Source organism: Brevibacillus sp. IT-7CA2, from assembly GCF_949767855.1.
Taxonomy (GTDB): Bacteria; Bacillota; Bacilli; order Brevibacillales; family Brevibacillaceae; genus Brevibacillus.
Genome location: NZ_CATKQT010000052.1, coordinates 258,749 through 271,892 on the forward strand (window position 1 = coordinate 258,749; position 13,144 = coordinate 271,892).

General features: G+C 45.4%; 11 protein-coding genes. 1 reads left to right on the plus strand and 10 read right to left on the minus strand.

Translation table 11 applies throughout. The annotated features are described in order from the left end of the window. Nucleotides 1-8 precede the first annotated feature (8 nt). On the plus strand, nucleotides 9-392 hold the full coding sequence (locus tag ACM6JA_RS26940; protein ID WP_414854853.1) for a hypothetical protein: 384 nt from the start codon (nucleotides 9-11) through the stop codon (nucleotides 390-392). A 674-nt stretch (nucleotides 393-1,066) separates the two neighbouring features. Here ACM6JA_RS26940 and ACM6JA_RS26945 read toward each other — a convergent pair. The 10 genes from ACM6JA_RS26945 to ACM6JA_RS26990 all read right to left on the minus strand — a co-directional run bounded on the left by ACM6JA_RS26945 (nucleotide 1,067) and on the right by ACM6JA_RS26990 (nucleotide 12,958). Beyond that, nucleotides 1,067-1,288, minus strand: coding sequence for a helix-turn-helix domain-containing protein (locus tag ACM6JA_RS26945; protein WP_003387736.1), 222 nt, complete (start codon nucleotides 1,286-1,288; stop codon nucleotides 1,067-1,069). Nucleotides 1,289-1,708: 420 nt separating this feature from the next. Continuing rightward, nucleotides 1,709-2,632, minus strand: coding sequence for an ABC transporter permease (locus tag ACM6JA_RS26950; RefSeq protein WP_414854854.1), 924 nt, complete (start codon nucleotides 2,630-2,632; stop codon nucleotides 1,709-1,711). 44 nt (nucleotides 2,633-2,676) lie between these two features. Beyond that, nucleotides 2,677-3,600 carry an ABC transporter permease gene (locus ACM6JA_RS26955; RefSeq protein WP_414854855.1) on the minus strand — a complete coding sequence of 308 codons (924 nt, stop codon included), beginning with the start codon at nucleotides 3,598-3,600 and terminating at the stop codon, nucleotides 2,677-2,679. A 34-nt stretch (nucleotides 3,601-3,634) separates the two neighbouring features. Then, complete coding sequence (locus ACM6JA_RS26960; RefSeq protein ID WP_007726885.1) at nucleotides 3,635-4,498, minus strand: ABC transporter permease subunit; 864 nt, start codon at nucleotides 4,496-4,498, stop codon at nucleotides 3,635-3,637. Nucleotides 4,499-4,847: 349 nt separating this feature from the next. Next, nucleotides 4,848-5,306 (minus strand): GNAT family N-acetyltransferase, encoded by a 459-nt coding sequence (locus ACM6JA_RS26965; RefSeq protein WP_414854856.1) that lies wholly within the window; start codon nucleotides 5,304-5,306, stop codon nucleotides 4,848-4,850. A gap of 94 nt (nucleotides 5,307-5,400) precedes the next feature. Continuing rightward, entirely contained in the window at nucleotides 5,401-7,494 is a 2,094-nt protein-coding gene (locus ACM6JA_RS26970; protein ID WP_414854857.1) for an ABC transporter transmembrane domain-containing protein, read from the minus strand. 20 nt (nucleotides 7,495-7,514) lie between these two features. Then, nucleotides 7,515-8,039 carry a hypothetical protein gene (locus tag ACM6JA_RS26975; RefSeq protein WP_414854858.1) on the minus strand — a complete coding sequence of 175 codons (525 nt, stop codon included), beginning with the start codon at nucleotides 8,037-8,039 and terminating at the stop codon, nucleotides 7,515-7,517. Between the two features lie 79 nt (nucleotides 8,040-8,118). Then, nucleotides 8,119-8,577, minus strand: coding sequence for a chemotaxis protein CheX (locus ACM6JA_RS26980; RefSeq protein WP_007726879.1), 459 nt, complete (start codon nucleotides 8,575-8,577; stop codon nucleotides 8,119-8,121). A 180-nt stretch (nucleotides 8,578-8,757) separates the two neighbouring features. Beyond that, nucleotides 8,758-9,156, minus strand: a complete 399-nt coding sequence (locus tag ACM6JA_RS26985) for a hypothetical protein (RefSeq protein ID WP_414854859.1) — start codon at nucleotides 9,154-9,156, stop codon at nucleotides 8,758-8,760. A 70-nt stretch (nucleotides 9,157-9,226) separates the two neighbouring features. Then, nucleotides 9,227-12,958 (minus strand): S8 family serine peptidase, encoded by a 3,732-nt coding sequence (locus ACM6JA_RS26990; protein WP_414854861.1) that lies wholly within the window; start codon nucleotides 12,956-12,958, stop codon nucleotides 9,227-9,229. Between the last annotated feature and the right edge of the window lie 186 nt (nucleotides 12,959-13,144).

Here is a 13,144-nt window from a genome sequence, read left to right on the forward strand (position 1 = left end):
TTTTTCTCATGGCAACACAGCCGATTACAATCGGGGCAAATAGCATTGCACGGATCGGAGACCGATTTTTCCTAATCGTTGAAGTGGAAGCAAAGGCGCCTGGAGTTGAAATTGACCCTGTCTTTGCGGTTCGTACAACGCCCCAACAAGCGAGGGCGCTCATTAAAGCAGGTGTAATGCGTACTATTATTCAGAACACACGACCGCGAGCTTGCCCAGGATTGAAAGTTGAATTTAAAGGTGTACTGTTCGCTAATGGTCGTTTTTTCTCAGTCTTCGACGTGGAAAACTCAACCGATATTTCAGTACTTGTAAGAATTAGCCGTCAACGAGCGCAAAGGCTTATCCGCAATGGAGCACGGAGAATTAAAGTTATTAGAAGACCTTTCTAAATAACTCGGTTGGGTCTTTTAAATTCAGTAATGGTTACCCTGCAGAGAAGTCGTTGCTGCAGGGTTTCCTTTTTTACACATTTTGTAAAACTGCCGGATCGTTTGTTATATTAAATAGAAAATCAAATGGATGTGGGAAGTATGAGGTCGATCCTCAAGAGACATTTTAGAAAAGGCAAGAGCCACAAGGTTTCAAACTCTTTAAGTGCGGAGTAAGAAGAAACGTAAATTTACCTACCAAACTCATCCTCCCACATAATCCTGAAATTGTTGGCTCCGTCCTCAAAAACAGCTTTCTAATTATCAAATCTTTTGCTGTGTTAAAACGACCAGGTAACCAATATCCCCAATTGCGTATTAAAACGTGAAGGGAGTGAATTTTGCATGATCGAATTTACATCAATTATTTTGATTACATTGCCCTTCCTTGGATGGTGTTTAATCGTAAGTTCAAAGTCCCTGCGTATAAGATGGATATATGTGCTGATCACATCTATTATTTATTGGGGGGTTGTCGCATTAATTAACTATCTTGACCCTACGCCCCCGCACTATGAGTAACAACTAACTACGACACTAAAATTCCCACAATTACCGATTTGTTAAGCACCAACAACATAAAAAAACCCTCCCTTCCGACCAAGGGAAGAAAAGGGAGGCTGGGTGGACTGGGTTCAAATCTCTAGTTCACCAAGTCGAACGAGTTCGACTACTGCCTGAGATCGACCTTTGACACCTAATTTTTGCATGACGTTACTAATGTGATTGCGCACAGTCTTTTCGCTGATGAAGAGTTGTCCGGCAATCTCTTTGGTTGTCTTATCTTGGACCAAGAGTTCAAACACTTCTCTTTCGCGATTCGTTAACAACGGCTTGGTTTGGTCGCTACCCTTCAATCGTGCCACCCCTCCTTGTGGGCTCTACAGGAACAAGGTTGAGGGATTACAGAGTCACCTTATCCTATGATGGGGGGTGGGTGATGGTGCCGGAATTTCAAGGATTTTAGGCTTTTGCCTTACATCCTATTCAGAAAATGGGCAATGGGTTCCGAACACCGCTGAGAAACCTCTTCGACATCCGTCGTGAATTTTTCCGTTCGAGACGACGATGGCCGCCAGTTGTCCCCCATTCAGATCGCGACGAGTTCGCCTCGTCTGATGAGATTGCCATCGGAACCCAAGGCCAACACCGCCCCCGACACTCCAGTCTATTCACCCGACACATATACTGCTCCCTACAATTCGACTTCATTCCATTATTTTTAACCGAATCAACCAAAAATACCCTTGATTCGTAAAAATCAAGGGCACCACAACTTAAATAAAAGGGGTACGATTATACGTTTGCTCGAACTTATCACGTAAACCTTTGGCTAACAAGCTAAACGATCCAATGGCGATCATGAATGCCCCCAGTGGTACGAGAAAAATCCACGTATAGTTACTGTAAATAAAGCCTCGATAAGACCCGAGCAGCCCTGCCCATTCGTGTGTAATGGAATGATACAGAATCGGATCAAAGGTCATTTCCGTACCACCTACAAATAGGTCAAATATACCGAGAAGCCCCATCAAGGTCATGACAGCGATCATTTCTGTCACCAAGATGATAATGAGCTGTTCCTTCAAATGCGGCAAGATGTGGCGAAAGACGATTTGATTCCGGCCAGCTCCCAGTGCAACAGCAGCCAAAACGTATTGTGACTCTTTAATTTGTTCGGCCTTTTGACGCACAGAAGAGGCTACAGAAGGTGTTCCAAGGACAGAGACAAGCCCAATGAAAAGCAGCACGAGCGTGAACATCGGCAGCTCCGAATTCACATTGATTCCTCGCAAAAGAAAATACACGGGGATAAACACAGGCATATAGCTCCATGCATTTTCAATCGCCATCCACCAACGCTGCTCTTTATCCTGGATGCCGATATAGAGTCCAATCCATGTACCAAGTAACACGCGAATAAATGCGATCACAAGGGTAATAAAAACGGTGTATGGCGCTCCATGGAGCAAGAGGGTCAGTAAATCATACCCCCATTTGTCCGTGCCGAGTAAATGTTCCTCTGACGGCGGTAAAGGTGGAGCGACCACGACTTGTTTACCGTTCACAACCTCCTGACGCATCTTCGCTTGATATTCCAGATCATAAGGAGCCAAGTAAGGCCCCGCCACAGCGATCACGATCAGAAAGAACACGAAAATACTACCAAGCCATAAAGAAAAATGGAATCGCTTCTTCATCCAAAAACCTCACTTATCCCTCATGCTGAAAAGTGACCAGCTGCTTAAATAAATGGGGTACGACTATACGTCTGTTCGAATTTATCACGCAATCCTTTGGCCAGTAGACTAAAGGAACCGATTGCAAGCATATAAGCAGCAAGTGGAATCAGGAAAATCCACGTGTAATTCGTGTAGACAAAGCTTCGGTAAGTCCCGAGCAATCCTGCCCATTCATGTGTGGTCGAGTGATACTCAACAGGGTCATAGTACATAGTCGTGCCGCCTACAAACAGACCAAATATCCCGAGAAGCCCCATCAACGTCATTATGGCGATCATCTCTGTCACCAGGACAATAACCAGATGCTCCTTCAAATGCGGCAGAATGTGGCGAAAGATGATCTGATCCCGTCCAGCCCCCAGCGAAGTCGCAGCTAAAACGTACTGGGATTCCTTGATTTGCTCCGTTTTTTGACGGATGGACGCAGCCACCGAAGGCGTCCCTAGTACTGCCACAACCACTACGAAAAACAATACGAGCGTAAACGTTGGCAATTCGGGATTGATATTGATTCCTTTCAATAAAAAATAGACAGGAATAAATATGGGCATGTACCCCCAGGCGTTCTCAATGGCAATCCACCAACGCTGCTGCTTGTCCAATATTCCAATATACAGTCCGATCCATGCTCCCATCAATAATCGCAATAACGCAATCATGAGCGTAATAAAAATGGTGTATGGTGCCCCATGGAGCAATTTTGTAAGCAAATCATAGCCCCATTTATCTGTACCCAGCAGATGCTCGCTTGACGGTGCCAAAGGCGGCGAAATGATCACTTGCTTCCCGTTCACCATTTCATTGCGCACTTTCACCTGGTAATCGATGTCATAGGGGGCCAAATAAGGTCCGGCTACACCGATAATCATTAGAAATACTACCAAGATACAGCCTAGCCATAAAGCCCAATTGAACCGTTTCCTCATACCATACCCTCACTCATTCCAAAAGAAGTCTGGGTTATTTATACACAACCGCGCGTTCAATCACATACAGAATGAGACGAATCAATACATAGACCAAAATGGATAGCAAAATAATACCTAAAAGTCCCATGACAGCAGCATTGAATTCGTATCCGCCATCTTTGCTGAAAATAAACCGGGTTAATCCTACGACGTTTAATAAGTACTCAACAATAAACAAGTTGGCTACCGAAATCGCAATCGTCTTCTTTAAATCAGCAATGAGAAACGGCTTGATATTTTTATAGACGTGGTGAATCAGAACATGCCAAATCCCCATCCCCTTGGCAAGTGCTGTTTTTATATAGTCTTCGCCGCCAATTTGTGCATACTTCAGGCTGACTACCTTCATGAGAAAAATCGTTGGTCCAATTGACAGTAAAGTGATCGGAAACCAGGTACTCTCAGAGTCACTTATGGGTGATAGGGTGATAATTCGAATGTTCGTCATCTTGTAAAATCCGACCGCACCCACAATCGAAACAACTATCAGGATAAAATCAGGAATCGTGGCAAGGAGATTCAAAACCTTTTGAATTTGACGTACAAACCGAAAGCGCTGCAATAGCAATCCAAAAATAATACTAGCAAGAACTGCGACACTAACACTTGCGAATAGTAGTTCAAAGGAGCTAATTGCAAATGGGAGGATATCCTCTGCGATGCTCCTTTCCGTTTGTCCCGAATAATAGGTTCCGAGGGAGCCTTCTGCAATCTGCTGAATCAGATATACCGTATGGACTACGATATTTCCCGGTTCGAACACGATTTCTTCCTTTTGCGTATATAGCATGAACGGCCCACCGCAAACGACAATAACTAGGAAAAACATCCCAATTAATTGTTTTACATAGGTCAAACTCTCATACCCCCTTACTATTTCCAACAATACACTATCTATTAAAAATCATCCAGACAATAGAAAATATTTTATTTTTTTGTTCTATTCAAACAGAAATAAAAAAGTGGCTGACCAGGATAGCCTGTCAACCACTTCTCCATTCTTGGGAACAGTTGATACGGAAAGATGATAGCTTATCGACTACTTCGCAGAAGAAGTAGACACACGCAGCTGCTCATTTTTCATGAGAAGATTTTGAATCGAAGCAGTGAAAGGTTTTCTTACTCCATCTTTCAAACGTGGAACCATTGGAATCATCTGATAGACCTCCTTTCTGACAATATCTTCTTAAGAATAGCATTTTTCCTTATTTACCGTCAATTACGGCTCCCAAATAAGAGGCGAGTTGATTGATTTCGGCCATGTAGATGTTTTCTTGTCCGTAATAGCCCTCCTGCTCCCCTGCAACCTGGGCAAATTTAGAATAGAGCCGGTTCAGATAAACATGGTTAGCATCTGCACTAAAGGTCACTTGTTTCACGTGTTCATTTTCTTCTTGGACCTGTCTGATAAGATGGCGGAAGCCTTTCAGAAATACCCTGCTACTTCGATATTTTTCTTCAACGATGACAGAATGGATATAGCAAATTTCGCCCGCTGGGTCTGGTTGCCTTTCTGCTGTCAAATATTGATAATGGCCCCATCCGACCAATTTACCTCGCTCGTCTTCTATCAGGATCAAATGAGAATCCGGGAGAAACGTCAAAATATGAGCAAGCGTGTCACTAAGGGAAAACATACGGCTAAATTCCAATCGATTGCGCATAAAGAATAGCGTGAATTGGGCAAAATCATTGTCACTGGTACATTTTCTAAATTGGACATGCATCCTTTGCACACTGCCTTTCTTTTTCTGTTCGTTAACGTATCGGCTGTTGGACGTTTTTGCCAATCGCCGAGTGTTGGGACGTGATGTACTGGTATACCTTCAAAGGTAAGGTCAAAACAACACAAGAGGCGAGAGCCGTCACGGTTGTTGTCTGTAAAGCACCCGCTAGGTCTGTTTCTCCAAAGTGATCGCCGTCCTCCAGAATCGCAAGTCGAATCTGCTCCTCAGATTCAGCAGATGTTTGAGATACCTCTACCTTTCCGCGTGCGAGGAGGTGAAACTTCTCTGCGGCTTCTCCTTCCCGAATGATCGTCTGTCCAGCCGTAAACGTCTCGGAATGGAAGAGATGCAAAATATCAGGCACGTCGACACCTGGAACATCCGTAACACCTTCTGGGCTGCTCAAAGCACTTTGCTTGTCCCATAGCCTTCTGTAATAGCCCCGCTTTTGCAACAGTTGAAAGTGTGTCCCTTGCTCCACTAGTTCTCCCTGCTCCAACACAAATATTTGATCCATGTCCGTTATGGACGACAAACGATGTGTCACCGTAATGATAGTCCGATCGCTGGAAAGCTTTGCAAAAGTCAGGTTAATAGAAGCCTCTGAAATGGGATCAAGAGCAGAAGTTGCTTCATCCAGAATGAGTAATGAAGGATTGCGCAGAATCGCTCGAGCAATGGCAAGTCGCTGCCTTTGTCCCCCAGAGAGGTTGCTTCCCCCATCCAAAACTAGTGTCTCGTACTTATCTGGTAGACTCATGATATAGTCATGGATCTCCGCTTGCTGTGCAGCCATCCTCAGCTCATCGGTGGTCGCATCGAGTTTGCCGAGCCGGATGTTTTCCGCTATTGTTCCGTGAAAAAGAAAGTTATCCTGAAAGACGACCCCTACGTGGTTGCGGAAGGCTCCCCGATTACATTCATCGAGCTTTGTGCCGTTTATCTCGATATGACCAGAACTAGGTTCATAAAAGCCAAGTAACAGCTGAACGATCGTGCTTTTTCCAGACCCGCTGGAGCCAACAATCGCAACTTTTGTTCGAGCCGGGATCTGCATGTTGACCTGATTTATAGACAACTGATTTTCCTGATAACCAAACGTAACATTTTTTACGGACACTTCAGTCATACGCAAATCGGGCTGTTCCGCTGTAGTACGGTCGACTTTTTCACCTGGTTCATTCAACACCTTCTGGATTCGCTCCATACTGACTTGTGCATCTGTAATCAGCGGGAGCGTAAAGGTCAGATTAAACACTGCATTCCCCATCGACGTGTACATGGTGAAAAAAGCGACAAGTGAACCGACAGAGATGCGCCCGGTGAGTGCCAGATAGGAACCAAAGGCAATGATCGTAAAGTTGATGAGTAATAAGCATAGCGCAGGAATTCGTTCCAATTTCGCTGCCATCAAATTTTTGCGATAGTTGCTGACCAACAGCAATTTGAGTCTTTCATTGAATTTATCGATCATGACATCTTGCAGGTTGAAGCCCTTGATAACCATTTGCGCTTTCGTATTTTCCTGAATATCATTCGTCATAGCAGCGAGCTGTTCTTTGTATGCAGCATTGACGGCGTGGGCACGTCGGCCAAGCAAATAAGGACCTGTAAAGATCAAGATTGCTCCCACCAAGATACACAACGCCATCACCCATTCCAAGTAAAACAACACCATCGTACTAATCGTCACGACCGCCAATGATTGAATACCCGTCGTGAAGAGAATGGCCAACGATCTGTCAATGACAGGCAAATCCACTGAAAAGTGAGAGATCAGTTCGCCCGAACGCGTTTTGTGGAAATAGCTAACCGGCAAATGCTGCATATGCGCAAACAATTTTTGCCGCAAATCATTTTGTACGCGTGCGTTTAGTTTTGCCAGCACATAATCACTGATAATTCCAGCACTGACACAGATAAACCCGCTAATCGCCAATACTATCATGATGACTGTGAAAACGTGCATATCTTTGGGAACAATCGCTTTGTCAATGATCATCTGGAAACTAAGAGGTGCCAAGGATAAAAAAAGCAAATCGAGCGCAAGCGTGAGGAAAAAAAGGGAACTCAGGAGCTTATAGGGGCGTATGTAGCCAAACAGGTTTTTGATGACGAACAGCATCGTAACGTCTCCTTCTTGGATTAGAAAAATGGTTCATGTTGAAACTTGGCTGCATAGGATTGCCAAGCCAAAAACGATGCGCGATATTCATCCAATGGACCGTTTGCCGTTTCCACAGAAGCTATTCGTTCTGCAATCTTGCTAAACAATTTACGTAAAGAGTCGTCCGAGGAAGTCCAGAATCGAAACTCCTTCACGTCTTCCTCCATATAGGCGATATATTCGGTTACATACTGAAGGGCATGCAAAAAAAGGCGACTGCTGCGATACTGTTCTAAAAAATAAACCACCTGAATTTGAACGATATGCTTGTCTTCGTACTGATTTTCACCTGTCCCGTAAATGTACGAAAAGGCACCGATCACTTCATCGTCATCGTTGAAGCAAAGAAATGCTTTCCCCTCCATTAAAACGGGACTCGCCAGAAAACTGAGCGTCACAGGAAAGGAATAGGGCATGCGAAGCTGGTCGTAGTTTTCCAATAAAAAGGCCATGTATTTCTCATAATACATCTCAGCTGAACAGATCGAGAAGTAATGATCCATCTCTTTCCATCCCTCCTTTGAATGATGATGTGTGGCTACGTATCCTTCACAAAAAAGACGGCCATTAGATTAGCCGCCTCTATCTTATCACAATAATTTGAATATCCAGTCTGCCCATGTCATGAAGATCGAGCGGTGCAGTCAATGCTGTCCCTGCCATGTCTTTCAAGTCATGCTGGTGTAAAAATAAGGGCGGGGTAATGTCTACAAGAACACCTAGATTGGACAAAAGCGTACTCGCATTCCCGGAAATCATGTTCCCCAACTCGGAAATGGCACTTTTTCCGAGCTCATCCATCTCTTGCACGGGGTAGCCGCCCATCATGGCCGAGACAATGCGCAAAGCCAATTCCTCTTGCAGACCGAAAAAGACCTCACCCTGTAATTGACCTGTCATTCCGATTCGAATCCATGTATGGCCTTCTACATGGCTCCATTCTCTTTCAGCTAACTCTCCACGCGAAATGTCGACATTGCATACTTGTTGAATCACGGACGAAGCTGATTCAAGAAATGGATCAAGGTACTGGACTATCATCTGCGTTCTCTTCCTTTCCCGGGCAATTCACTCTTAGAGGTTGTTCAAAAAGTCGTCTTTTGATCACGTAGTAGTACTGGAAGCCTATTCGACATCGAAAGAGGTGCTGAAAAGACGACTTTTTGAACATGCACTCTTATAGGACTATCATAATGTCGATTTTTGGCAGATGCAATAGGATTACGAAAACTTCATAGGCATAAGGTCACGGAAACAGGGTGTGCTGGGAAAATAATCCTCTACTTTTGTCTCATGACGAAAGGTATAGATGGCCGTGCACGTTCGCAAGTCTAATATTTCTACTCCGATCTCATGCTTACTCAATTGCCACATCGGAACCTGGACTCGATCAAAGGCAAAAACAGTATCTCCAAATGCCAAGCATTCCTGTATACAGCGGACAGCATCATACTGTTCGTCGGCCTCAAGCAAATGAACGGGCTCCAAACCGAATTGTTCGATCAGATGAATACGATCCCTCAATTGCTCTGCCCCACGCTTCCTTCTGGCGGTCCGTCTTGGTGATAGCACAGGGTACTCTCTCGTAACATATTCCCACATGATCCCGTGGTAAAACATCGAATAGTATCCTCCCACAAAAATTTAGCCCGGCAATAGCCTTTTCGCTGCTACTGACGGGCCCGCTACTCTATTTTTTCTTACCGACGACGTTCATCTCCGCTCGGGCTTCCCTACCCAGTGCATCAGTAGCGACAACTGTCAATTTTTGCTTGCCTTCCTCTACCTCATGAAGCACCAAACGAAATAGCCCACGATCATTCGCGTTGGTTTGAAAGCTTTTTGATCCATAGTTGATTTGGAGGTTAACAGCACCAGCACCTGTTACTTTCCCTTCGATTGGCAGCGCTTCACCTTCCTGTCCTTCTAGCTGTTTGTTCGGCAGCTGGATCGTCGGAGCTGGCACTGTTCGCGCCTTGTAGGATATACGCTGCTCCCCATTGCTTATAACGACCGACCCTGAATTGGCATCGACATACGCATACACCAGCAACATACTTTGATTACCTGCACCGTCTTTGCCTTCAAGCAAAATACGATTTTCTCCCTGCTTCATACTCAAAATTTGCGTTACGTATTTTTGGGCAGGAATTTCCAATTGCTCTTCTTCAAAGTAGGACACAATTTGCCCATTGATACTTACCTGACCTTTATATGTTTGATCTCTGTACATGAAGCGGACTGGAACCAGCATGTTCTTGGTTGCTGCATCGAACTGTACGTCTTCGCTGCCATCGTTTAACAATTGCAGTGTCGGAGGACTCGTATCGACGATGACCCGCTGCGTAAATTGGCGCTTGTTTCCATACATATCCATTGCACTGTACATCACATAATTGAGACCTTCCGTTAATCGCAGAATGGTTTCAAATGATCCATCCGTCGCCAGCTTTACTGGTGTTTTGTTAATCGACAAGCGGACTCTGTCCATCATATCCTCGCCTGTTACTATGCCCCTGAAGGCTACATCCGGCTGCTTGGATATTTTCAGATAAGGAAACAAATCATCCGGGAACTCCACAAAGGGCGGAGTGCTGTCACTTTTCCCGTTAATATGTGCCACACTGATATTCCCTGCATAATCATGCGCTACCACACTCATTTTTTTATCTGGCTGATTAATGAGCGTACTGGACACTTTTGGAGAATAGGGGCCTCCTACCCTTTTACCGTTTACATAAAGGAAATAGGCTTGGATATCTTTATCGCGGCTGCTCCACTGAACCCGGTTTCCTGACACAGAAGCTGTAATCACAGGAGCTTTTGTATCCACGCGGATGGGGAGTGTCATCGATTGCCAGTTTGCATTGCGGTCGTCTATTTTGGCCTTAATGGAGAATTGGTACTGTCCATCAGGTGCCTGTATATAGGCGCCTTTTTGCGGTGAAAAGATCTTTCCGTCCCAGCTCCACGCTTCCTTTTCCGTATAATAGTATGGTGTCCCCAGCTTGGATTGGTCGTACTTGCTCACTTTTTCATCACGCACAAGAGTGCGAATCGGCTTGCCTGACTGGTCTGTTACTTCGACGATAATATGACGGGCATTGCGCAAAAATGTAATCGAAGGAGCAGCGACATCGTAATGCCCATCCCCGTTTGGCGAAAAGGCAATATGATTGGGGTCGACTTTCGCACCGCCATCAGCTTTGACACCTGTAACTCCTAGATAATCCCGATAGCGCCATTTGTCATTGCGTTTATCGTGATACCAGCTCGTCTTGACACCTGTTCGTTTTTCCTGACTTTCTGCCTCCCATACGGGCTGATCCATAATCCTTGGTTCATCCCAGTCGCCGTAGAAGCCATAAAACGGCGTGCGCAACGTAGGCAACTCCTTATCATCTGGTTGAAAGGAAATAAATCCTTCTGCAAATTGATTGCGTGCTGAGCCTTTCGGAATCGTGAGCGTTACCTTCACTTCCTCTAACTTCCCCGGCGCAACGGTAATCTTAGGAGCGGAAAATTGCAATTCTGCCCCCTCGAAAAGGGTATCGGTCAGCATGTTGATCCCATTCTTGCGCAAGTCAGTCATGACACCAAACTCATTTTGCAGCTGATACGTAATGGGCTTTTTACCAAACTTGTTATTAATAAACAGAGAAAAGGTCGTTGAATCCCCAATTTCCCCCAATGAGACACCTGCTTTTCCTTTTGCATTCACAACAATGGCTGGCGTCTTGATTGCTTTTGCGATTTGCATCAGTCCTGCCCCTTGAACCCGTGGGCTGTAAGGAACTTTTTTTGCTTTCTCTTTATCCGCTGCGGGTACGCTGATTTGCGGATCGATAATCGGTTCTGCCGTATTCATCGCCGCAGCCTTTAACGTATCGACAAGCGATCTGCCTTGCAGGTTCCGCCCTTGCTTGAGATAACCTTGCTTCAGCAAAGCCATCCCGCCTGCCACATGTGGCGTTGCCATTGACGTACCACTTTTCACGGCATATTCAGATTCTCGCGTGAGTGACAAGATACCCCCACCTGGAGCTGCAATCTCGGGCTTGAACTGCAAATCAGGTGTTGGTCCCCATGATGAAAAAGCCGAGACCGTTCCTCCGTCTGGATAAGGCATTGGATTTTGTCCATATTCACCGTTAAAGGAGACCGTCACTTTCTTGCCTTTTTTAATCGCTTGTGCCATTTGCTCTCCCATGTGCTTCAAGATAGAGACAGCCGGGATTTGTTTGGCATGCTCCGCACTGATAATGAGTGGTCCCATTTCATTGTTGTAGATAACAGCACCCACTGCTCCTGCTTCTTTGGCGAGGCGCAGCTTATCGTCGAATGAAATGTCGCCTCGCTCGAGCAATACCACCTTATCTTTTACGGAAACATTGTAGTCTTCCTTCTTCCCTTTCCCCATATAGACAAGCGTGTACGGCTTCATCAGCGTCATGACCGGGTTTATTGCCCCTCCGCCTTCCACGTATCCCGATAAATACACGACTTTCTCCATACCGGGTACCCCTTGTACCGTGAAGCTATAGCCAGCGAGTGCTGTAGCATTGACAGAAGCAACTGAAAACGCATCAGGACTCAAGCCTGGAGAACCGATCATAGCGATATCCGGATTCTGCGCTCGTACCTTATCACTGCCGAAATACGCATCATTACCCGCGGCTGCCACTACTACGATCCCATTATCGACTGCTCGCTTTACTGCCATTTGCTCCACATTGGTTTCATCCACATAACCCGCTGAGGAACCGAGACTCAAGTTGATGACATCTGCTTTTTTCGTAATGGAATCATTGATCGCAAATAAAATCGATTCACCTAGCCCTGGAACCTCGCTTTGATAATTGGAAAATACTTTTTGGCTGATGAGCTGGGCTTCAGGAGCAACTCCTTTTACTTTTCCGTTCGCACCAATAATTCCCGCCACATGGATACCATGCTGAGATTCCGATACGTCTTCCGTTGTTTGCGTACGGTCAGCCCAGTTAAAGCCAGGGATCACCTTCTGGGAAGAGCCTGACTTTTGCATGGCTGAACGCTTATCATGCGGGGCAGGCAAATCGGGATGGCGCGGATTGACTCCCGTATCAATCACCGAAACGAGCATCCCTTCCCCTTTTACCCCCGATTCCTCCCAAGCCTTAGTCGCCTCAATCATTTCCAGTGAATCGACAGGCGCGGATTTTAATTGCTCACCTCGCAGTAGCAGTTCTTGTCGTTGCCATTCATCAGCCTTCGTCTTATATTCCTTGTCCGCCTTGCCTGTATGTAATGGCTCGTGCATTTCCGCGAGATCCTGCAAAATCTGCGTATGAATGGTCGCCGTTCCTTCAAACGCTGTTGTGCTGACAGTCGTTGCGGGAAGCAAAGCCAATATCAATCCAATGCTGCATACCTTTTTCTTCATCGTTTGCCCCCTTGCTGGAAGTCATTCCATTATGTTTTCAGTTTTCACTAGGAATCGCTTGGGTATTCCCTTCTTTTCGCAAAGGTTGACAAACGAAGTATTTTCAGCCTATATTTAAGTGCATTAAATATTACATATCCAAATATTCCTGATAACGAAGAAATAGATCAAATAAGGAGACGATGC

Bases quoted from the DNA above. Each gene is read 5' to 3' on its own strand.
- ACM6JA_RS26940 (WP_414854853.1), top strand. From the start codon at position 9: ATGGCAACACAGCCGATTACAATCGGGGCAAATAGCATTGCACGGATC.
- ACM6JA_RS26950 (WP_414854854.1), bottom strand. From the start codon at position 2,632: ATGAAGAAGCGATTCCATTTTTCTTTATGGCTTGGTAGTATTTTCGTG.
- ACM6JA_RS26955 (WP_414854855.1), bottom strand. From the start codon at position 3,600: ATGAGGAAACGGTTCAATTGGGCTTTATGGCTAGGCTGTATCTTGGTA.
- ACM6JA_RS26965 (WP_414854856.1), bottom strand. From the start codon at position 5,306: ATGCGCAATCGATTGGAATTTAGCCGTATGTTTTCCCTTAGTGACACG.
- ACM6JA_RS26970 (WP_414854857.1), bottom strand. From the start codon at position 7,494: ATGCTGTTCGTCATCAAAAACCTGTTTGGCTACATACGCCCCTATAAG.
- ACM6JA_RS26975 (WP_414854858.1), bottom strand. From the start codon at position 8,039: ATGGATCATTACTTCTCGATCTGTTCAGCTGAGATGTATTATGAGAAA.
- ACM6JA_RS26980 (WP_007726879.1), bottom strand. From the start codon at position 8,577: ATGATAGTCCAGTACCTTGATCCATTTCTTGAATCAGCTTCGTCCGTG.
- ACM6JA_RS26985 (WP_414854859.1), bottom strand. From the start codon at position 9,156: ATGTTTTACCACGGGATCATGTGGGAATATGTTACGAGAGAGTACCCT.
- ACM6JA_RS26990 (WP_414854861.1), bottom strand. From the start codon at position 12,958: ATGAAGAAAAAGGTATGCAGCATTGGATTGATATTGGCTTTGCTTCCC.